The organism is Bradyrhizobium forestalis (assembly GCF_002795245.1).
Classification (GTDB): Bacteria; Pseudomonadota; Alphaproteobacteria; order Rhizobiales; family Xanthobacteraceae; genus Bradyrhizobium; species Bradyrhizobium forestalis.
Window position 1 is genome coordinate 109217 of sequence record NZ_PGVG01000017.1, and the last position, 18996, is coordinate 128212.

An 18996-nucleotide genomic window follows, 5' to 3' on the forward strand; every position below is an offset into this window, starting at 1 on the left:
GTTGGAAATGACCAGCGCGGAACATCGCAGCTACGGCCGGCTTTAACACAGCGGTCGTCTGCCTGGCCCGCCGCTATCGGGGGCCTGAACCTTTGGAGGGCGCACTATGGCCCGTACCGCTGCTTTGCCGGTCCTCAATGGAGAATCCGGCCTTTCTCGCTACCTCGCCGAAATCCGCAAGTTTCCGATGCTGGAACCCCAGCAGGAATACATGCTCGCCAAGCGTTGGCGCGAGCATGACGATCGCGACGCGGCACATCAACTCGTCACCAGCCACCTCCGTCTCGTGGCCAAGATCGCCATGGGCTATCGCGGCTACGGCCTGCCGATCTCCGAGGTCGTCTCGGAAGGCAATGTCGGCCTGATGCAGGCGGTCAAGCGTTTCGAACCCGAGAAGGGGTTCCGTCTCGCCACCTACGCCATGTGGTGGATCAAGGCGTCGATTCAAGAGTACATCCTGCGTTCCTGGTCGCTCGTGAAGATGGGCACCACCGCGAACCAGAAGAAGCTGTTCTTCAACCTGCGCAAGGCGAAGAGCAAGATCAACGCGCTGGACGAAGGCGATCTCCGCCCCGACCAAGTGCAGATGATTGCCAAGCGCCTCGGCGTCACCGATCAGGACGTGATCGACATGAACCGCCGTCTCGGTGGCGACGCGTCGCTCAACGCGCCGATCCGCGACGACGGCGAAGCCGGCGAATGGCAGGACTGGCTGGTCGACAACACGCCCAACCAGGAAGCCTTGATGGCGGAGCACGAGGAGTATGATCACCGCCGTAACGCGCTGAACGGCGCCATGGGCGTGCTCAACCCGCGCGAACGCCGCATCTTCGAGGCCCGCCGCCTCGCCGATGAGCCGATGACGCTGGAAGACCTTGCCGCCGAGTTCGGCGTGTCGCGCGAACGCGTCCGCCAGATCGAGGTCCGCGCCTTCGAGAAGGTGCAGTCCGCGGTCAAGGGCACGATCGCAAGGCAGGAACAGGCTGCGCTGGAAGCCGCGCACTAAGCGGGGCGGTTCAGCACCAGAGATTGGCGGATCGAAAGAGACGAAAAGCCGGCGGCAACGCCGGCTTTTTTGTTGCGATGATGCTGTGAGACAGGGTTTCGCGGCGCATCCTTCGAGACGCCCGCCGCTGGCGGGCCCTCTCCATGAACCACCTGTCAGACGACGTCTGGCAGGTGGTTCATGGTTCCATGTGCAGCGCCCGCTTTCGGCGCTGGGGGCTCAGGATGAGGGCCGAGTGTGCGGAAAGGAAACAGTATCAACGGGCGCTCATGCAGCTTAGCCTCATCCCGAGGAGACCGAGGAACGCGATCGTCTCGAAGGATGAGGCGTCAGTCGCGCAAAACCATATGCGATAGCGGCGCCGCAAACCGGCCAGGGAGAACTACTCCCCCCACTCCCTTGCCAGTGTCGCGAGCGAGCAGCCTTCGCAATAGCGCGCGTCCTTGTAGTCGATCCAATTGTGCGCAAAGACGCGATCAGCCGGGATGTCGTAGCGCGCGCGCAGCACCTTGACGAGGATCTTCCACGCCGCGACCTGTGCCTCGGTCGGGCCCGTCGTCACGTCCGGATAGTTGCCGGCGAACTCGACGCCGATCGAATTGTCGCGCACGACCTGGCGATAGGTCGGCCTGTTGTCGATGTATTTGTTGTCGTTGCGGTTGGCGCCGTCGCCGTGGGTCGGCACCAGGTTTTCGGCGACCGCCCAATAGACCGTGCCGTCGGTCTCGACCCAGACCGTGACGCCGCGCCGCGTCGGGTTCTTCGCCTGCGCTTGCGCGCCGCCGCGCGCCGAGCCCGCAGGTCCCTCGGTCTGGTGCACGATGATGTTGCGCCAGGGTCTTGCGTTGCGGACATCGCCCCATGGCGCCAGCCAGACCATCTTCAAGCCGGGGATGTCGGGCATGCCGGAGGCGCGCGCGAGGTTTGCGAGCTCGGTGTCCGTGGCGGCCGCGGGGGTGACCAGAAGGAGAGCGGCGAAAACGGCCGCCGGCCGGCGAAACATCATCATGCGAGGCCCCATGCGACCCAAGCCTAGCCGGCTTTACGCGAATTTCCGCATCGTCTCGACCGTTTCGGGCGAAAGCGGCGGAGCGGGATCATAAACCGCGAAGTCGTTCTTGCCGTTCTTCTTGGCGGCATAGAGAGCATGGTCGGCATTGGCCATCAGGCGGTCGGGGAATTCCCCGATGTCGCGGTCCCACTGCGCCACCCCGATCGAGATCGCGATCGGAATGTCGCTGCCGGTGCAGCCGGCGGCATCCTGACGGCAGACCTCGAGCACGCGGCGGGCGATCGCGGCAGCCTCGCGCAGGGACGAGGACGGCAGCACGATGCAGAACTCGTCGCCGCCGGTGCGGGCGAGCATGTCGCCGGGCCGGAGCCGCGTCTGCGCCATCAGGGTGAAGTGCTTGAGACAGGCATCCCCGGCGGCATGGCCATGGGTGTCGTTGATGGTCTTGAAGCCGTCGAGATCGATCAGCAGCAGCGAGAACGGCGCGCCGCTACGCCCCGAACGGGCACACTCTTCGGTCAGGCGCTGCAGCAGATGCCGCCGGTTGGCGACACCGGTGAGATCGTCGAGCAGCGCAAGGTCGGCGACTTCGTTGCGCAGCCGGTCCATCGCCATCAGCAGGAAGCCGAAATTGAGCGTCATCGACAGGAACAGGAGGCCCAGCACCATGACGGCATGGTTCTGACCGCCCGCGACGGCCGAGAGATCATAACCGAGCAGGTTGCCCACGATGCGCGAGCAGAACGTCGCGACCATGGCGATGATGACGATGCCGGACAGCCGGGCTCCCGGGCTAGCTCGCCCTTCCGGCGGCGACAGCAACAGATTCAGCGAGCGCAACAGCGGCAGGGACTGCCCGAGCGTGTAGCAAAGCATCCGCAGCGGCATGTGGTCGAAGCCGAACTTGAAGAAAGCGACTGCGCTCAGGCTCAGGGCGCTCGCTGCGACCATGAACCGCCAGGACACCGGACGATCATAGAAGCGTTGGATGCCCATCGCGGCGAAGCAGCTCGCCGCGATAATGCCGGCGCCTCCGATCAGGAGCGGCACGGCAGACATCACGAACAGGCCGATCAGAGCCGCGACCGCGCCTGCCGCACCGACGAAGGCCGATGCCATCCAGAACCGCGCGGCCGCGAATTTCGGATAGGAGCGCGTCACGTACGCCCAGATCAGGCCGAGCGCGAGGAAGTTGACGACGAAGACCGTCCAGAGTGTCGGTACGCTCAGCATGGCGAGCGCGGCGCGCGCAGCGTCGCGTCCCCCATTCCTGGCAGCCGTCCGTCCATGACCCATCCCCGTCTTCTTACGGGGCACCATGCGCGGGCTGCGCTTAACGGAATCTCACTGCGATCCTTCAAAGCGCGCCTTTGGTTTTGGATTCATGAACGGCGCTTGCGCGTTGTCGGATCGTTAGGCATGTCGCCACCGTCCCGCGCACCCGTGTCGCGACGCGCTCGATGCGGATTCGCGACGCAAAATCACCCGAAAATGCATCTGAGCTGTGGATAACGCGATGACGGAGATATGACAGCGCGGGGCAGCCGGCTCCGAATCTGCTGAGTTTGTCGTCGAGGATGTTGCGAGGCTGGCCCTCCGCCGAGCATCCCTCGTGTCGCGTTCCACCATTAACCCCTAAGAGGATACTATGGCTAAGAAAGCGAAGAAGGCGGCGAAGAAGAAGGCGAAAAAGGCCAAGAAGGCGAAGAAGAAGTAACGAGACTTCTGTTTCTTTGCCCGGGTGGGGTCTCGCTCCGCCCGGGCGTCGGGTAGCATCGATCGGGTTTGACGATGGCGGGCAACGGGCCCGCTTTTTTATTGGGTTGAATTCGCTCCGCTCTATCGCTCCCTCGCCCCGCTCTCTTGTCCGCCGAAGCCCGCCTTCTGGCGAAGGCGGATGTGGGGAGAGGGTCGGGGTGAGGGGCCTCTTTTCTCACGTGCGACTGTCGATGGACCTGTACCCCCTCACCCGGATCGCAAGGGCGATCCGACCTCTCCCCGCAAGCGGGGAGAGGTGAGGAAGAAGCTACCGCTCTGCAAACGCCAGCTTGGCGCCGAGTGCGGCGAAGCCGGCGGCAAAGCTGCGGCGCAGCCAGGCCATGACGCCGGGCTGCGAGATGACGCGCTCGCGCACCGCGGCGGCGCAGAGGCCGTAGAGGACGAACACAGCGAAGGTCATCGCCATGAAAGCGCCGCTCAATTCCAGCATGCGCGCCATCACATGGGCCTCGTCCGCCGCGATGAACTGCGGCAGGAAGGCGAGGAAGAAGATCGACAGCTTTGGATTGAGGATGTTGATCAGGAAGCCGGTGACGATGACGCGGCCGCTCGATCGCTCGCGGATCTCGCCCTCGACCGCCAATGCACCTCGCTCGCGCAGCGCCTGCCAGGACATGTAGAGCAGATAGGCGACCCCGCACCATTTCAGCACGGCGAAGGCAAGTGCACTGGTGTGGAGCACGGCGGCAAGGCCGAGCATCGCCGCCACCATGTGCGGCAGGATTCCGAGCGTGCAGCCGAAGGCGGCGGCCATGCTGGCCCGCGAGCCGCGGGTCAGCGCCGCCGCCAGCGTGTAAAGCACGCCGGTGCCGGGCGATGCGACGACGATGAGCGAGGTGAGCAGGAAGGACCAGGTCATGGGCGGACCTTATCACCGCCGCTCGCGCCGAGAAACCGTGCCCGCCGGATACCCGTCAGGATATCTGCGCGAGCTCGGCCTCGCGCAGCACGTCGAGCGGCGCCCAGGGCTTGGCCCAGAATTTCACACCATCCGGCAAGGGCTGCTTCAAGGGACGGCCGGAGGTGACGACGACGTCGAGCTTCGGGTTGCGGTGCTTGGCGACGTGGGCGAGCTCGACGCCGTTCATGGGGCCGGCGAGCTGGACGTCGGTCAACATCAGACAGAGCATGCCGGCAATCTCGTCGAGGATGCGCTCGGCCGCCTCGGCACTTTCGCACTGGAACACTTGGTAGCCGCTCTCTTCCAAGAGGACGCAAAGCATCTCCCGCTGCATGACGTCGTCCTCAACGATCAGCGCCGTCGCGCGAAATGGCTTTGCTTGTCCCATCGGCGGTTCCCAATGCATGGCTCCCTAACACATGTTAAAAACCGAGGCCGGCAACGGTTCGGTTTCATTTCAAAAAAATGTAATCCATGGTTCCACGATTGGAGGTCGAGCGGTTCGATAACGCGGCGAAGGCCTCGCCAACGGATGTCGCGCTGCGCCTGGCGATCGCATATGGCGTGCACGATGCGGCGGCATCGGCACCGGGCTCCCTCCCCCGCTTGCGGTTGGAGTTGCTGAGAATTTGCCGAGGATGTCCCTGCGCGGTGAGAGCCCTCACCCGCCGCGCTCTGCGAGCGCGTCGGCCTCTCCCGCAAGCGGGAGAGGCGGAGCAAGCCCGCGGACAGTCCCCGCGAAAGCATATGCGATCGCCCTGCCCTCCAGGGGAGGGTGAAGTCACTGCCCCATCAGCCGATCCGCGAAATACCCGATCGTCTTGCGATAGACCACCGCCCTGTTCCACTCGCGCATCGCCTCGAAATTGGCGGTGCCCTCGCCATAGGGCTGGCCCATCTTGAAGCCGTTGGTGTGAAGCAAGTTCGCGGTCGAGGCGAGCACGTCGGGGACGCTGTGGCGGAGGTCGACATGGCCGTCGCCGTCGAAATCGACGCCGTATTTGATGTAGGACGACGGCAGGAACTGGGTCTGGCCGATCTCGCCGGCATAGGCGCCGATGAGATCGCGCAGCGGCAGGTCGCCGCGCTGCACGATCTTGAGCGCCGCGAGCAGCTCGCCCTGGAACAGGTCGGTACGGCGGCAATCATGCGCGAGCGTCGCCAGCGTGCGGATCACCGGCAGCTTGCCGGTGTCGCCCTTGCCGAAATCGCTTTCCAGCCCCCAGATCGCGACCAGGATGGTGCGCGGCACGCCGAATTGCTGCTCGATCCGCGACAGCAGCGCGGCATGGCGCTGCAGCAGAGCTCGTCCGCCATTGATGCGGCCGGGGCCGACGCGGGTCGAGACATACTGCTCGAAGCTCTTGTTGAAGGTGTGGCGCTGGCGCCGGTCGAAGGCGAGCACGGCGCCATCAGGCGTCACGCCGCTGAGCGCCGCGCCGGTCACGCTCGCGGAAACGCCGGCCGCCTGCGCCTCCTGGGCCATGCCGGCAATGAAGCTGTTGAAGTCGCCGCCGCAGCGGGCGGCCTGCGCCGACCCGCCGGCCAGAGACACGACCAACGCGGCGGCGAGAAGCAGTCTCAGCATGCGGCACAATCCCCCAAAGTCCCAGTGCGAAGCAGCGCGCGGATCATGCCCGGGAACGCTGCGAGCGTCAAAGCGCAAGGATCAAAGCGCAGGGATTGAAGCGCAAGGCTTGATCCGCATCAAACCTGTCTCACGCCGCACTTTCTAGACTGAGCCAAACAGGAGAGCCGCACATGACCGGAATTACCTTGACCGCCGAGCAGATCCGCAATGCCCCCGCCCTGGTACGGCAATGGATCGAGCAGGAGGTGATCTCCGCGCTCGGCCTCGCACCACCGATGCCAGCGGCCACGCCGCCTCAGGCCGCCCATCTCGTCGCCTGCAGCGTGGAAGACATGGCCGGCGTGCTCGAGCACATCCGCGGCGTGCTTCCTGCGGTGAACGTGCTGTTCGAGCTCGGCCGCCCCGGCATCAGCTTCGGCCGTCCCGCGGTGATGACGTTCCGCCTGATGGACATCCTGCATCACACCCGCCTCACGGACGTCGGCCAGGTCATGATGTGTCTTGAGATGATCAACCAGGCGCTGACCGAGGTGAAGAAGGATCCGTCGGTGCGGTTCTGCGGGTTCGACAATGAGGGCCACTGCCTGATCGCGCCGCAAACGCAAGAGAGCATCGCAACGCTGTGGCAGACCATGGTGGAGCGTCAACAGGCGGCGCAGGCGAGTGAGGCGGGCAGCCGGGTGGCTCCGGCGGCGTGAGGCGATGGAGGATCGCCGAGCTCTCCTCTCGTCGTTCCGGGGCGCGCAGCGCGAGCCCGGAATCCATCGAGCGGCAGAGACGGTGGATGAATGGATTCTCAGATGCGCAATTGCGCACCATAGTTCGCGACTTCGTCGCGCCCCGGAATGACGGATGAGAGAGTTCGCGCTACGATATCGAAGCTTGCGCGGCAATACTGCTCCAGGCCAGCGTGAAGCAACCAGTCATGCCCAACAATCAGCAACCGACTCGCCCCGCCCTCCTCCGCATCCCGCTGTTCCGCCTGCTCGCGATCAACCTCGCGATCGGCGCCTGCGCGGCTGCGCTGCTGGTCGGTGGCCTGCTCTGGCTCAATCCCGGACATCTGCGCGAGCTGATCTTCGCTGACCGCGCACCAGGCATTGCACTTCTCCTGCTGCTCGCCTCCTTCCTCATCACCTTCGGCTCGGCCGCGATGGGCAGCGCGATCATGGCGCAGGGGCGCAAGGCAGACAGCGGCAAAGGCGGCGGACACGGATCGCGGCTCGCCGCGCAGGACGTGGCGCAGCGCACGCAGGCGCAGTGATGCGCACGCCGAGAAACGCGAGCTCGATTAACTTATGTTAGCATCAGATGGCCTGCACGCAGGCAGGAAGGCGTGCAGCTTGGCGCGCCTTCCGACAAAGCGCGCCACGCGCGCCGCGTTGCGAGAGCCACACAGATGAACAAAGTGGTTTGACGATCCAAACAATTGCTTCGATGTTCCACCGCATCAGACATCGCAACCAACGCATATCTGATGCGCCGCTGCGACATCGACGCCGCCACGATTTGCCTTGCCATCGCAGGGCGCCTTCTATAGCCTTCTATTTTAGGTTGTCGCCCCGCCAGCCCCGGGCGACGCTGAAAAAATAAACGGCGGGCTTCGGCCCGCCGTTTATTGAGCAAGGGCCACGTGCATTGGGTCCCGCGGCCACGGCTCGGTGTTAGCTCCCGGCGACGCGCAAAGTCATTTGACTATGACACGGCTATCGACGACAAGCCGCCATGGCCAAAAAACCCGGAACCAATCCCAAAGGCGAATTCGCCTTCTTCAACGTCGTCTATGAAGACGGCTCCCAGCGCTCCAACCGCCGCGTGCCCACCGAGTTGCTCGGCGGCCTCGACGGCGACGAGCCCGCGCGCGCCTTCATCATGGAGCAGGACCGCGAGATCGCGGAAAAGAGCGGGCGGCCGGCGCTGGAGATCAAGAGAATCGAGCGCGTCGGGGCAAAGAAGAAATAGGCCGACATCGGCAGGCGCTCACCAGCGCCCGCTCCGCTTGTTCCAGGCAAACAGCAGATCGGCAAAACGGTCGTAGAAGAACCGCGTGAACGGCAGCGCCGCGCGATTGCCAAACAGCGCCGCAAGCCGCCCCTCCCCCGGCGTTATCAGCCACAGCGCAATCGCAACATCCGCGCCGACGATGAGCCTGCCGGCCGCATCGGTCGCATGCAGGCGCCGTCTGATGTCGTCGACCGAGGCTCCGAAGTGCGCCAACGCATCGGGCTGTTGGTTGATGTCCTTGAATTCGACCGTGCCCGCGCGCACCAGCGCGAGCAGCTTGTTGCGCTGCCAGTCGATGCCAGCGTCATAGACGGGGCAGCGGGTGTTGTACCAGACGGTGGAGATGGTCAGGCATCTTCTAAGGATAGATGTCGATCTTCGCGTCGTCGAGGCTGTTGCGAATCTCGTTCGGCTTAGGTGCAGATGAACCTCTTTGGCGAGCGCTGCCGCAATACGGCACAAAAAAACGGCGGGCTTTGCGGCCAGCCGTTTTCGTCTGTCTGGATACCTGGGTCGGGCCCAGGCATGATCCGAATCTAGTTATCCAAGAAGCTCCGCAGCTTCCTCGACCTGCTCGGATGCTTCAGCTTCCGCAGCGCCTTCGCCTCGATCTGGCGGATACGCTCGCGCGTCACCGAGAACTGCTGGCCGACTTCTTCCAGCGTGTGGTCGGTGTTCATGCCGATGCCGAAGCGCATGCGCAGGACGCGTTCTTCGCGCGGCGTCAGGGACGCCAGCACGCGCGTGGTGGTCTCGCGCAGGTTGGACTGGATCGCGGCGTCGATGGGCAAGATCGCGTTCTTGTCCTCGATGAAATCGCCGAGGTGTGAATCCTCTTCGTCACCGACGGGCGTCTCCAGCGAGAGCGGCTCCTTGGCGATCTTGAGGACCTTGCGGACCTTCTCCAAGGGCATGCCGAGCTTCTCGGCGAGCTCTTCCGGGGTCGGCTCGCGGCCGATCTCGTTGAGCATCTGGCGGCTCGTGCGCACGATCTTGTTGATCGTCTCGATCATGTGCACGGGGATGCGGATGGTGCGGGCCTGGTCCGCAATGCTGCGGGTGATCGCCTGCCGGATCCACCACGTGGCGTAGGTCGAGAACTTGTAGCCGCGGCGGTACTCGAACTTGTCGACCGCCTTCATCAGGCCGATGTTGCCTTCCTGGATCAGGTCGAGGAACTGCAGGCCGCGGTTGGTGTACTTCTTGGCGATCGAGATCACCAGACGGAGGTTGGCTTCCACCATCTCCTTCTTGGCCTGGCGCGCCTCGCGCTCGCCCTTCTGCACAGAGTGCACGATCTTGCGGAACTCGACGATCTCGAGGCCGGTCAGCGCGGCGAGCTGATGCACCTCGTGACGGAGGTCCTTGATGCGGTCCTTCTCGTGATGGACGAAGTTCTTCCAGCCCTTGGCCGACAGTTTCGAGACGCGGTTGAGCCAGCGCGGATCGAGCTCCGAGCCGGTGTAGTTGCGCAGGAAGTCTTCGCGCGCGACGCCGTGGCTGTCGGCAAGGCGCATCAGGCGGCCCTCATGCGAGACGAGGCGCTTGTTGATGTCGTAGAGCTGCTCGACGAGTGAGTCGATGCGCGCCTGGTTCAGGCGCAGCGACTTCACCTCGACGATGATCTCGTCCTTGAGCTTCTTGTACTTGCGCTCCTGGTGCGGCGAGAGCGACTCGTTCTGGAGCTGGTTCTGGATGTCCTGCTCCTGAAGCTTGCGCAGCTTCTTGTAGCTGTCGGCGATCTTGTCGAAGATCTCGACTACCTTCGGCTTGAGCTCGGCCTCGATCGCCGCGAGCGACATCTGGTTCTCGAACTCGTCGTCGTCCATGTCGGCTTCGGCCGCGGCCTCGCCCGGATCCTTGTCCTCGCCGGCCTCAGCGCCACCGGCGGCAGGCGCCGCACGGAACGGGGTCGGCGCCGGCGGTGCCGCGGGCGGAGCGACATGCGCGGGCGCAGTGGCGGATGCTGTAGCTTCGCTGCCCTCGGCAGACGCTTCGCTGTTCTCGCCGCTCGGGCCGGCAATCATCGCGGTGTTCATGCCGCCCTTGGCGTCCGGGCCGGCATAGGTCGCTTCGAGATCGATGATGTCGCGGAGGAAGATCTTGCCTTCGTTGAGCTCGTCGCGCCAGATGATGATGGCCTGGAAGGTCAGCGGGCTTTCGCAGAGGCCCGCGATCATCGCCTCGCGGCCGGCCTCGATGCGCTTGGCGATGGCGATTTCGCCTTCGCGGGAGAGCAGCTCGACCGTGCCCATCTCGCGCAGATACATGCGCACGGGATCGTCGGTGCGCTCGCCCGGCTCGCTCTTCTTGACCTCGGTGACGGCCTTCTGGGTGACCTCGACGAGCTCGTTATCGGTCTCGTCGTCGCCCTCGTCCTTCTCCTCCTCGCCTTCGGTGTCGTCGGCTTCGGTGACGTTGATGCCCATGTCCGAGAGCATCGACATGATGTCCTCGATCTGCTCGGGCGAGGTCTGGTCGGACGGCAAGACTTCGTTGAGCTGATCGAAGGTCACGAAGCCGCGCTTCTTGGCCTGCTTGATCATCTTCTTCACGGCGGCGTCGGACAGGTCGAGCAAGGGCGAGGGCGCGTCCTGGGAGTCCTTCTCCGGCGCATCCGCTGCCTTGTCGTCTTTTTCCTTGTCCTTCGCCTGCAGCGTCTTTGCCTTGGTGGCCATCCATTGCTCCTAAACGCGCTTCATGCGAGGCGCCCGCCGCGCCCGCGCGAATTCACTTGAACCTGTTGCTCGACGCTCTCGCTTCGGCAGCTCTCGACACGGAAAGGGCGGCGCACAAATCTCTCGCCACCCCAACTTTCTCTCGCCGGAATTGCCTAACGCTTCGTCAGCCTCTTTGCCGCGGCGGATGCAGGTGTAGTGCCAACAGCGATTGCGCGGATTCATTCCTGACGCGTCTGTTATGCCTGCGGCCGCCTCTGGGCCAAAGTGCTACAAGACCGTTAAGCCTCGATTAACCCTGTTTTTGCCGCCAAACCCAGGATTTGGCGAGTCTTTTAGCGGTTCCGGCCGCGGCCGTCCGCATGATTCTTCCATCACATGCTCTTCTGGAGCCGACCCGACAGCTCGCCAAAACCCTCGATCAGGGCCTCGGTACCGTCGACTTCCCCTATCCGAGCCTTGACGTCACGTAGCCACGCCAAATTGGCCTCGCTGGGATCCTCCCCCAAGGCCAGCTCGGCGTCTTTCAGCTCTCTAAGTAGTGAATGCCATTGCCGATGCAAGGCAACCAGCTGGTGCCAGGTGGCAAGAACGTCGTCCCGTGCTGCGCCCTCGCGGGCGGCCCACACCGCCTGGGTCGTGATGACATTCTCAACCCTTTGAAGAATTTGAGAAAATCCGCCCTTCTCGATGTCGCTGCGCATCTTTTCGGCCTGCTCGCCAGGGTCCGGCGAGTGGTGATGGTCGTTGGCGAAGGCGGCGATGATGCCGGCCCTGAGCTTGTGGGCCTCAGGATGGGCTAGCTCCAGGGCGGCGACCTCCTCGAGATGCTCATGCAGCAGCCAGGGGTGGTTGATCAGGCATTGCAGGATCAGCGCCTCGCGGCGGGAGATGGCGCTGCGCTGGCCCCGCATGATCGGGCTTGCCGCCAGCTGGGGGCTCGCCGCCTGGTAGGGGCCCGACGGTAGCAGGGTGGGACCCGGGACGCCGCGGCGGCCGCCGCCGAATCCCTGGGCGCCGAATCGATTCGGGCCCCCTGCCCTCGGCTGGAACGGCCGCCCGCCGCCGGGGCGGAAATTGCCCCGGCCGCCAAAGCCGCGCCCACCTTCGGGCGCGAAGGTGCGCTGCAGCCGCTCGACGAAGTCATCGCGATAATAGCGCCGCACCACCTCGTCGCGGATGCCGTTCGTGAGCTCCTTGATGCGCGCCTCCAGCGCGGCGCGGCGCGCGGGGGTAGCGAAATTGCCGCCTTCGAGCTCGCGCGACCAGATCATGTCGGCGAGCGGGCGGGCCGCTCCGATCACCTCCTCGATCGCGCCGCGTCCGCCCGAGCGAACGAGATCGTCGGGGTCCTGCCCTTCCGGCAGCAGTGCAAAGCGCAGGCTCTTGCCGGGCGCGAGGAAGGGCAAGGCAAGATCGGCGGCACGATAGGCCGCCTTCTGTCCGGCGCGATCGCCGTCGAAACAGAGGATCGGCTCGTCCGCCATCTTCCAGAGCAGCGCGAGCTGGCTCTCGGTGAGCGCGGTGCCGAGCGGCGCTACGCTGCCTGCAAAGCCCGCGGTGACCATGGCGATGACGTCGACATAGCCTTCGACCACGATCAGCGCGCTGCCGTCATGCGCTGCTTTGCGAGCAGTCTGGTGATTGTAGAGATTGTCGCCCTTGTGGAAGAGCGGCGTCTCCGGCGAGTTCAGGTATTTGGCCGGAACGTCCTTCTCCAGCGCGCGCCCGCCGAAGGCGATGACGCGGCCGCGCAAATCCGTGATCGGAAACATCACGCGATCGCGGAAACGGTCGTACGGCACGGGGATGTCGTCGCCGCCAATCAACAGGCCGGTCTCGACCATGTCCTCGACGGAGATGCCGAGCTTGCCGAGATGCTCCTTCAGCGCGAAGCGGTCGGGCGGGGCATAGCCGAGGCGGAACTGCAATTGCGTCGCCGGGGAGATGGCGCGATCGGCGAGATAGCCGCGCGCTTTGGCGCCGACGCGCGAGGCCAGCGTCTCCGCGAAGAATTTCGCCGCGAGCTCCATGACGTCATGCAGCGATTTGCGCCGCTGCTCGTGCCGCGCGGTATCGGGTGTCACCGCCGGCAGCGGCAGGCCCGCCATGCCCGCGAGCCGCTCGACCGCCTCCGCGAACGGCAGGCCATCGGTCTCCATCACGAAGGTGATGATGTCGCCGTGCTTGCCGGAGGAGAAGTCGTGGTAAAAACCCTTCTGGTCGTTGACGTAGAAGGACGGCGTCTTTTCCTGCTGAAAGGGCGACAGCCCCTTCCACTCCCGCCCCGCCTTCTTCAGCTTGACGCGCTTGCCCACGACTTCGGAGACCGAAAGCCGGGCACGAAGCTCGTCGAGGAACTGGGGCGTGAAGCGCATGGCGGAATGGAACTCTGTCTCGGCCGCGTAAAGCGCCCATCTCAGAAATGCGAAGCCTTGCCTTGCTTCAATCGCTTATTTAATGTTCACTTTATGTTCCGTCCATATCCACAGGCTTGAAGCCGTCAGAATACAATTGTATATACAAAACGCCAGATGCCCGATTTCAGCTCTCTAGCTCCTGCCGGGTTTGAATGGGACGAGGAGAAGAACAAAGCCAATCTGATCAAGCATGGCATCAGTTTCGATGACGCAAGTCAGATTTTCTACGGCCCGATGGTCGTTCGGCAGTCCGATCGTAACGACGAGGAGCGATGGATCGCGGTAGGAGAATTCAATGATCGAATTCTGACGGTGATCTTCACGCGACGGGCCAAAGCGATTCGGATCATTTCAGCGAGACGGCCAAGACCAGATGAAAAAAGAGCATATCGTGAAGCGTCGATGGGGCGATCGCCGCAAGGGAAATACTGATTGGGCCCGCCTCGATGCGATGACGGACGAGGAATTGGAAGCTTCGATCGCAAACGACCCTGACTGGGCGGAGTTCAAGGACATCGATTGGTCAGATGCCGTATTGGTGATGCCGCCCAGGAAAAAGGCAATCTCGATCCGTGTCGATGAAGACGTTCTCGACTTCTTCAAGCGCGAGGGCGAAGGCTATCAACGGCGCATGAACGCGGTGCTTCGCTCTTACATGGAACAGAAATCGAAACCGAAAAAGCGGGCTTGAACCGCGCCCGGTTCCACGCTTCCATATCCCCATGTTCAGGACGTTTCGAGGCGGCCAGAGCGGGGGCTGGCGTGTGACCTCGATTTCATCAGTGACGGGCGAGCCCCTGCCCTTCGTGCCGGCGCTGTCGGTGACCGACAGCGAGGCCATCTCGTTGCCGCTGGTGCCCTCGCGCAATGCCTGGCGGCTGGCGGGGGTCGCAAGCAGCTTGCGCTACACCGAGCGGGCCGAGAAGCAGCAGCTCGTCGCCGTGCAGGCCGGTCTCGGCCGCATCGAGGCAACCAGCGCGGCGCTGATCCCGATCCGCAAGTCGCAAGCCTGGTGGGAGCTGACGCAGGAAGAGCGCCGCAAGATCTTCGAGGACAAGTCGCACCACATCGCGAGCAGTCTCCGTTTCCTGCCCGCGATCGCGCGCCAGCTCTATCACTGCCGCGATCTCGGCGGCCCCTTCGATTTCCTGACCTGGTTCGAATTCGCACCCGCAGACGTCTCGCTGTTCGAGGAGCTGGTGGCGATGCTGAGGCGGACCGAGGAGTGGAGCTATGTCGAGCGCGAGGTCGACGTGCGCGTGGTGAAGGAAGTGCTGTCGGCCTAGTGCTCCAGGAAGCGTCCGGACTCGATGCGCGGCAGATCCGTGACGGGCCAATTGTAGACGTAAGTCCAGGCTTTCTCGGCGGCTCCGTCGGGCAACGTGACGTCGATCAGCTGCCGCAGATATTCCGTCGGCTCCGGAAAGCCCTCGCCGCAGGCTTCATACATGTCGAGCTCGCGCAGCAGCTCGTCGGCGACGCGCAGGCGAAACAGCTCACCATGGACGATGTCCGTCGGCGCATCCGAGAGCAGCAAGCCCGGATAATGCTTCACCAGCACGAGCCGGCCGCGGCAGGTCGCCTCCCCAAGAAAATCCGCATGGGCCGAGAGCAGCCGCGCCATCGGATGATCAAAGCCGCGCATCAAGGTGCCGTAGACGAAGAGACGATCGGAGGTCATGGTGTTCTAATGTTGCGACGTCGATGCAATACCGTTACTCCGTTTACACACGTTATTGTTTCATAGGCAATCAGGATGGACCTGCACACGGCCGACGCGGCCGATCAGCTGCTCGGCGAGGGCGACGTTGCGCCGGTGCATGAAGTGAATGCGGCGGGCCAATCGCCCTTCCTGCTCACCGCGGATCACTACGGACGGGTGCTGCCGCGCGCGCTCGGCGATCTCGGCGTCGCGGAAAGCGAGCTTGTCAGGCACATCGCCTGGGACATCGGCATCGCCGGCGTCGCCGAGCGGCTCGCCAGGATGCTCGACGCACATCTGATCGCGCAGCGCTATTCGCGGCTTGCGATCGACTGCAATCGTCCACCCGGTGTCGCAAGCTCGATCCCTGTGATCTCCGAGGCGACCGCCATCCCCGGCAATGAGAATCTGGTGGCCGCGGCCAAGGAGAGGCGCCGGCGCGAGATCTTCGATCCCTATCACGGCCGGATTGCCGCAGCGATCGATGCGCGGGTGCAGGCGGGCAAGCCGACGGTGCTGGTGGCGTTGCACAGCTTCACGCCAGTCTATTACGGCGATCCGCGGCCCTGGCACATCGGCACGCTCTATCACCGCGACACGGTGCTGCCGCGGCTGATGCTGCAGCACCTGCGGGGCGAGAGCGACCTCGTCGTCGGCGACAACCAGCCCTATGCGGTGAGCGACATCACCGACTACACCATCCCCGTCCACGGCGAGGCGCGCGGGCTGATCAACACCGGCATTGAAATCCGCCAGGACCTGATCACCGACGAGAGCGGCCAGCAGCAATGGGCCGAGCGGTTGGCGCGGATCCTTCGCGCGATCGAGGCAACGCTGCGCAAGGAAGGAATGGCCTGATGGTCATTTCGCCCGTGTCAGCGCCAGCCAGATGCCGCCGCCGATCATGAAGCCGCCGGAGATGCGCGACATCATCCGCGTGCGGCGGGCCGAGAAGAATTTTCGGGCACGCCCGGCGGCGATGGCGTAGAGCGCATCCGTCATCACCGCCGTGACCATGAAGGTGGCGCCCAGCAGCGCGACTTGCGGAAAGTGCGGCTGGTTCATGTCCATGAACTGCGGGATGAACGCGCCAAAGAACACCAGCACCTTCGGATTCGACAGCAGCACCAAAAATCCCTGCAGGAAGAAGCCGCCGCGCGGCGGCGGTGGCGGCGCCTTGACGTCGACGCCCTCGACCGGCGCCCAGATCAGCTTGATGCCGAGCCAGACCAGATAAGCGGCGCCGGCAAAGCGCACCCAATCGAACCAGTAGCCCATGGTCGCCATCAGCGAGGTCAGGCCGACCGCGACGATGCCGATGACGATGGCAAGACCAGCTTGCGCGCCGGCAACGTTGGTCAGCGCCGCGCGCGTGCCATGGCGCAGCCCGTTGGCGATGACGAGGGTGACGATCGGCCCAGGCAGCAGCGCCAGCGCAATGCAGGCGGCGACGAAGGCGAGATAGGCTTGCATGGACATCATGGGAAGGACTCGGCTGGGGGCGGTTTGCGCATTAATGCATGGCGAGGGCTGGAACGGAAGATGTTCCCCCTCTCCCTGATTTTCGCGGCTTGACATGCAACCATTTGGTTGCCTATCATCGCTGCCATGGATGAGGTCTTCAAAGCGCTCGCCGACGCGTCACGACGCTCGCTCTTGGACAGGCTTCACGCCAGGAACGGCCAGACATTGAACGAACTTTGCGAGGGCCTCGCCATGACGCGGCAGGCCGTCACAAAACACCTTGTCATTCTCGAAGACGCCAACCTGGTCACCACCATCAGGCATGGGCGCGAGAAGCTGCACTACCTCAACCCGGTGCCGATCCATCAGATCGGCGAACGCTGGATCAGGAAATTCGAGCGCGGCAAGCTCGCCGCGCTCAGCGAGTTGAAACGCCAGTTGGAGAAGCGCGATGAGTAAGCCGGAGTTCGTCTACGTGACCTACATCGAGACCGCGCCCGAGAAGCTGTGGGAAGCGCTGACGTCGAGCGAGTTCGCCAGGCAATACTGGTTCGGCGCCGAGGTGAAGTCGGACTGGAAGGTCGGCTCTCCCTTCGCGCTCACGCTCGACGGCGAGGTCACAGATTCCGGCGAGATACTGGAATCCGATCCGCCGCGGCGCCTGTCCTACAGCTTCAAGCACCACAAGTACGAGGAGCTGCGCGACGAGCCGACCTCGCGCGTCGTCTTCACCATCGAACCGTTCGGCTCGCTGGTGCGTTTAACCGTGCTGCATGACGGCTTCGTCGAGGGCGGCAAATATCTCGGCGCCGTCTCCAACGGCTGGCCGGCGATCCTGTCCGGGCTCAAGAGCCTTCTGGAGCGAGGTCAGGTCCTCGCCATCCCGCGCGCAGCCCTCAACAAAGGATTCGACGCAAAATGAAGCTCGATCAGTTCAAGCCGCTGACCGTCTACACCATCTACATCGTCTCGACGCCGGACAAGGTGTGGGAGGCGCTGACCTCGGCGGAGTTCAGCAAGCAGTATTTCTTCGGCAATGAAGTGGAGGTCGAGCCGCGCCTTGGCGGCTCCTTCACCGTGCGCACGCCCGATGGCGCGCTGCACATCAGCGGCGAGGTTCTCGCCTACGACCCGCCGCGGAAGCTCTCGGTCACGTTCAACGTGAACTGGCCCGAGCTGATCGAAAAGCTCGGCCCCACGCTCGTCACCTACGAGATCGAACAGGTCGGCGATGCGGTCCGGCTCACCATGAGCGAAGGCCATGACCGCCCGCTCAGCGACGACATCCTTGCCGGCGGGCGCTCCGGCTGGCCGGCGATCCTGTCCAGCCTCAAGAGCCTGCTCGAGACCGGCCAGCCGCTGGTCGTCAAGCTCGGCCCGCCGCAGCGGATGCTCGATGCGCTGAAGGCGATGGGGATCAAGACGCCGTAGGCGCGGCATCCAACATTGTCGCGATGCCCTCTTCCCCTCTCCCCTTGTGGGTCCCCTTGTGGGAGAGGGTGGCTCGCCGCGATAGCGGCGAGACGGGTGAGGGGTCTGTCTCCGCGCACGACCCTTTTTGCAATGGAGTTCGCTGAAGCAACCCCTCATCCGGCGCTTCGCGCCACCTTCTCCCACAAGGGGAGAAGGGAAGAAACCGTGAGACCACTCCCCAAAATCAGCTAAGGCACCGGCGCCACCAACCGCCGATAGAGGTGCCAGGTCGCATGACCCAGCACGGGCAGCGTCACGATCAGCCCGAGAAAGTACGGCAGCGCCGAGACCATCAGCAGCATCACGATGACGGCCGCCCATGAGATCATGGGCAGCGGGCTCGCGACGACGGCGCGCACGCTCGTCACCATGGCCGTGACGAAATCAACCTCGCGATCGAGCAGCAGCGGGAACGACACCACGGTCAGCGAGAACAGGATCAGCGACAGCACCGCGCCGACCGCATTACCGATGGCGAGGAACAGCAAGCCCTCGTTGGTGGTCAGCACCACCGTCATGAATTCCTGCAAGCTCGAGAACGAGGCATTGAGGCCGAGCAGCAGCGCGATCAGGAGCCGCACCTGGTACATCCAGACCACGAACATAAACAGCGTCACGAACGCCATCCAGCCGATCTCGCTGCGCGAGCGTATCGCCGACCAGATCGCACCGAATGAGACCGGCTCGCCGCGCTCGCGGCGACGGCTGACCTCGTAGAGGCCGATCGCCACGAACGGCCCGATCAGCGCAAAACCGGCAGCCAGGGGATAGACCAGATAGACCATGCCGAAGGCGGTGAGACAGAGCATGATGGCGATGCCGCCGGCGGCGTAGAGCGCGCCGAAGCAGAGACCGTAAAGAGGCAGCACCTGAAAGTCGCGCAGGCCTTCGACCAGCGCCTCGGCGATGTCGGTCGCCGTCACGGGACGCACCACCGGATCGACCTTGCCCGAGATGGACATCAGC

Annotated in this window: 22 protein-coding genes; 11 read left to right on the top strand and 11 right to left on the bottom strand. The window is 64.2% G+C overall.

The window, feature by feature from the left end:
* Positions 1-106: 106 nt before the first annotated feature.
* Positions 107-1006 (top strand): RNA polymerase sigma factor RpoH, encoded by a 900-nt coding sequence (gene rpoH, locus CVM73_RS20930; protein ID WP_100233763.1) that lies wholly within the window; start codon positions 107-109, stop codon positions 1004-1006.
* A gap of 382 nt (positions 1007-1388) precedes the next feature.
* Here rpoH and CVM73_RS20940 read toward each other — a convergent pair whose 3' ends face one another.
* From CVM73_RS20940 to CVM73_RS20960, 5 genes are all read right to left on the bottom strand, one after another.
* Complete coding sequence (locus CVM73_RS20940; protein ID WP_100233765.1) at positions 1389-2015, bottom strand: peptidoglycan recognition protein family protein; 627 nt, start codon at positions 2013-2015, stop codon at positions 1389-1391.
* A gap of 33 nt (positions 2016-2048) precedes the next feature.
* Complete coding sequence (locus CVM73_RS20945; RefSeq protein WP_167406962.1) at positions 2049-3251, bottom strand: GGDEF domain-containing protein; 1203 nt, start codon at positions 3249-3251, stop codon at positions 2049-2051.
* Between the two features lie 793 nt (positions 3252-4044).
* The gene (locus tag CVM73_RS20950; protein ID WP_100233766.1) at positions 4045-4656 is read right to left on the bottom strand and encodes a LysE family translocator; all 612 of its coding nucleotides are present in this window, start codon (positions 4654-4656) and stop codon (positions 4045-4047) included.
* Positions 4657-4711: 55 nt separating this feature from the next.
* A complete protein-coding gene (locus CVM73_RS20955; protein WP_100233767.1) occupies positions 4712-5086 on the bottom strand; it encodes a response regulator in 375 nt (124 codons plus the stop codon).
* 393 nt (positions 5087-5479) lie between these two features.
* Positions 5480-6286, bottom strand: coding sequence for a lytic murein transglycosylase (locus tag CVM73_RS20960; protein WP_100233768.1), 807 nt, complete (start codon positions 6284-6286; stop codon positions 5480-5482).
* A 173-nt stretch (positions 6287-6459) separates the two neighbouring features.
* Between CVM73_RS20960 and CVM73_RS20965 the strand changes: the two genes are divergently transcribed.
* The 3 genes from CVM73_RS20965 (at position 6460) to CVM73_RS20975 (ending at position 8251) form a co-directional block, all read left to right on the top strand.
* Positions 6460-6987, top strand: coding sequence for a hypothetical protein (locus CVM73_RS20965; protein ID WP_100233769.1), 528 nt, complete (start codon positions 6460-6462; stop codon positions 6985-6987).
* Positions 6988-7214: 227 nt separating this feature from the next.
* Positions 7215-7553, top strand: a complete 339-nt coding sequence (locus CVM73_RS20970) for a hypothetical protein (RefSeq protein WP_100233770.1) — start codon at positions 7215-7217, stop codon at positions 7551-7553.
* A gap of 461 nt (positions 7554-8014) precedes the next feature.
* Positions 8015-8251 carry a hypothetical protein gene (locus tag CVM73_RS20975; RefSeq protein WP_100233771.1) on the top strand — a complete coding sequence of 79 codons (237 nt, stop codon included), beginning with the start codon at positions 8015-8017 and terminating at the stop codon, positions 8249-8251.
* 18 nt (positions 8252-8269) lie between these two features.
* Here CVM73_RS20975 and CVM73_RS20980 read toward each other — a convergent pair whose 3' ends face one another.
* From CVM73_RS20980 to dnaG, 3 genes are all read right to left on the bottom strand, one after another.
* Positions 8270-8638 (bottom strand): DCC1-like thiol-disulfide oxidoreductase family protein, encoded by a 369-nt coding sequence (locus CVM73_RS20980; RefSeq protein WP_100233810.1) that lies wholly within the window; start codon positions 8636-8638, stop codon positions 8270-8272.
* Between the two features lie 191 nt (positions 8639-8829).
* Positions 8830-10971, bottom strand: coding sequence for an RNA polymerase sigma factor RpoD (rpoD, locus tag CVM73_RS20985; RefSeq protein ID WP_100233772.1), 2142 nt, complete (start codon positions 10969-10971; stop codon positions 8830-8832).
* A gap of 374 nt (positions 10972-11345) precedes the next feature.
* Positions 11346-13349, bottom strand: a complete 2004-nt coding sequence (gene dnaG / locus CVM73_RS20990) for a DNA primase (protein ID WP_100233773.1) — start codon at positions 13347-13349, stop codon at positions 11346-11348.
* A gap of 156 nt (positions 13350-13505) precedes the next feature.
* Here dnaG and CVM73_RS20995 point away from each other — a divergent pair, with 156 nt between their 5' ends.
* Genes CVM73_RS20995 through CVM73_RS21005 form a run of 3 tightly spaced genes read left to right on the top strand, consistent with a single transcriptional unit; the run spans position 13506 to position 14677 of the window.
* Entirely contained in the window at positions 13506-13823 is a 318-nt protein-coding gene (locus CVM73_RS20995; protein WP_100233774.1) for a BrnT family toxin, read from the top strand.
* Positions 13783-14082: a BrnA antitoxin family protein gene (locus tag CVM73_RS21000; protein ID WP_347338467.1), complete on the top strand. Its 300-nt coding sequence runs from the start codon at positions 13783-13785 to the stop codon at positions 14080-14082. The genes CVM73_RS20995 and CVM73_RS21000 overlap by 41 nt, the downstream gene beginning before the upstream one ends.
* A 31-nt stretch (positions 14083-14113) precedes the next feature.
* Positions 14114-14677, top strand: coding sequence for a chlorite dismutase family protein (locus CVM73_RS21005; RefSeq protein WP_100233776.1), 564 nt, complete (start codon positions 14114-14116; stop codon positions 14675-14677).
* Here CVM73_RS21005 and CVM73_RS21010 read toward each other — a convergent pair.
* Positions 14674-15072 carry a gamma-glutamylcyclotransferase family protein gene (locus tag CVM73_RS21010; protein WP_100233777.1) on the bottom strand — a complete coding sequence of 133 codons (399 nt, stop codon included), beginning with the start codon at positions 15070-15072 and terminating at the stop codon, positions 14674-14676. The genes CVM73_RS21005 and CVM73_RS21010 overlap by 4 nt on opposite strands.
* 75 nt (positions 15073-15147) lie before the next feature.
* Here CVM73_RS21010 and CVM73_RS21015 point away from each other — a divergent pair, with 75 nt between their 5' ends.
* Complete coding sequence (locus tag CVM73_RS21015) at positions 15148-15951, top strand: N-formylglutamate amidohydrolase (protein ID WP_100233778.1); 804 nt, start codon at positions 15148-15150, stop codon at positions 15949-15951.
* A 3-nt stretch (positions 15952-15954) separates the two neighbouring features.
* Here the strand turns inward: CVM73_RS21015 and CVM73_RS21020 are convergent, their stop codons facing one another.
* Positions 15955-16575, bottom strand: a complete 621-nt coding sequence (locus tag CVM73_RS21020) for a LysE family translocator (protein ID WP_208639231.1) — start codon at positions 16573-16575, stop codon at positions 15955-15957.
* A 126-nt stretch (positions 16576-16701) separates the two neighbouring features.
* On the opposite strand from CVM73_RS21020, the gene CVM73_RS21025 reads away from it, so the two are divergent.
* The 3 genes from CVM73_RS21025 to CVM73_RS21035 are packed head-to-tail and all read left to right on the top strand — an operon-like array spanning position 16702 to position 17988.
* Positions 16702-17016 (top strand): ArsR/SmtB family transcription factor, encoded by a 315-nt coding sequence (locus tag CVM73_RS21025; RefSeq protein WP_100233779.1) that lies wholly within the window; start codon positions 16702-16704, stop codon positions 17014-17016.
* The gene (locus CVM73_RS21030) at positions 17009-17479 is read left to right on the top strand and encodes an SRPBCC family protein (protein WP_100233780.1); all 471 of its coding nucleotides are present in this window, start codon (positions 17009-17011) and stop codon (positions 17477-17479) included. Before CVM73_RS21025 ends, CVM73_RS21030 begins: the two co-directional genes overlap by 8 nt.
* Positions 17476-17988 carry an SRPBCC family protein gene (locus tag CVM73_RS21035; protein WP_100233781.1) on the top strand — a complete coding sequence of 171 codons (513 nt, stop codon included), beginning with the start codon at positions 17476-17478 and terminating at the stop codon, positions 17986-17988. The genes CVM73_RS21030 and CVM73_RS21035 overlap by 4 nt, the downstream gene beginning before the upstream one ends.
* Before the next feature lie 230 nt (positions 17989-18218).
* Here CVM73_RS21035 and CVM73_RS21040 read toward each other — a convergent pair whose 3' ends face one another.
* Positions 18219-18992 (bottom strand): DUF2189 domain-containing protein, encoded by a 774-nt coding sequence (locus tag CVM73_RS21040; RefSeq protein ID WP_100233782.1) that lies wholly within the window; start codon positions 18990-18992, stop codon positions 18219-18221.
* Between the last annotated feature and the right edge of the window lie 4 nt (positions 18993-18996).

Bases quoted from the DNA above. Each gene is read 5' to 3' on its own strand.
- rpoH (WP_100233763.1), top strand. From the start codon at position 107: ATGGCCCGTACCGCTGCTTTGCCGGTCCTCAATGGAGAATCCGGCCTT.
- CVM73_RS20940 (WP_100233765.1), bottom strand. From the start codon at position 2,015: ATGATGATGTTTCGCCGGCCGGCGGCCGTTTTCGCCGCTCTCCTTCTG.
- CVM73_RS20945 (WP_167406962.1), bottom strand. From the start codon at position 3,251: ATGCTGAGCGTACCGACACTCTGGACGGTCTTCGTCGTCAACTTCCTC.
- CVM73_RS20950 (WP_100233766.1), bottom strand. From the start codon at position 4,656: ATGACCTGGTCCTTCCTGCTCACCTCGCTCATCGTCGTCGCATCGCCC.
- CVM73_RS20955 (WP_100233767.1), bottom strand. From the start codon at position 5,086: ATGGGACAAGCAAAGCCATTTCGCGCGACGGCGCTGATCGTTGAGGAC.
- CVM73_RS20960 (WP_100233768.1), bottom strand. From the start codon at position 6,286: ATGCTGAGACTGCTTCTCGCCGCCGCGTTGGTCGTGTCTCTGGCCGGC.
- CVM73_RS20965 (WP_100233769.1), top strand. From the start codon at position 6,460: ATGACCGGAATTACCTTGACCGCCGAGCAGATCCGCAATGCCCCCGCC.
- CVM73_RS20970 (WP_100233770.1), top strand. From the start codon at position 7,215: ATGCCCAACAATCAGCAACCGACTCGCCCCGCCCTCCTCCGCATCCCG.
- CVM73_RS20975 (WP_100233771.1), top strand. From the start codon at position 8,015: ATGGCCAAAAAACCCGGAACCAATCCCAAAGGCGAATTCGCCTTCTTC.
- rpoD (WP_100233772.1), bottom strand. From the start codon at position 10,971: ATGGCCACCAAGGCAAAGACGCTGCAGGCGAAGGACAAGGAAAAAGAC.
- dnaG (WP_100233773.1), bottom strand. From the start codon at position 13,349: ATGCGCTTCACGCCCCAGTTCCTCGACGAGCTTCGTGCCCGGCTTTCG.
- CVM73_RS20995 (WP_100233774.1), top strand. From the start codon at position 13,506: ATGCCCGATTTCAGCTCTCTAGCTCCTGCCGGGTTTGAATGGGACGAG.
- CVM73_RS21005 (WP_100233776.1), top strand. From the start codon at position 14,114: ATGTTCAGGACGTTTCGAGGCGGCCAGAGCGGGGGCTGGCGTGTGACC.
- CVM73_RS21010 (WP_100233777.1), bottom strand. From the start codon at position 15,072: ATGACCTCCGATCGTCTCTTCGTCTACGGCACCTTGATGCGCGGCTTT.
- CVM73_RS21015 (WP_100233778.1), top strand. From the start codon at position 15,148: ATGGACCTGCACACGGCCGACGCGGCCGATCAGCTGCTCGGCGAGGGC.
- CVM73_RS21020 (WP_208639231.1), bottom strand. From the start codon at position 16,575: ATGATGTCCATGCAAGCCTATCTCGCCTTCGTCGCCGCCTGCATTGCG.
- CVM73_RS21025 (WP_100233779.1), top strand. From the start codon at position 16,702: ATGGATGAGGTCTTCAAAGCGCTCGCCGACGCGTCACGACGCTCGCTC.
- CVM73_RS21030 (WP_100233780.1), top strand. From the start codon at position 17,009: ATGAGTAAGCCGGAGTTCGTCTACGTGACCTACATCGAGACCGCGCCC.
- CVM73_RS21035 (WP_100233781.1), top strand. From the start codon at position 17,476: ATGAAGCTCGATCAGTTCAAGCCGCTGACCGTCTACACCATCTACATC.
- CVM73_RS21040 (WP_100233782.1), bottom strand. From the start codon at position 18,992: ATGTCCATCTCGGGCAAGGTCGATCCGGTGGTGCGTCCCGTGACGGCG.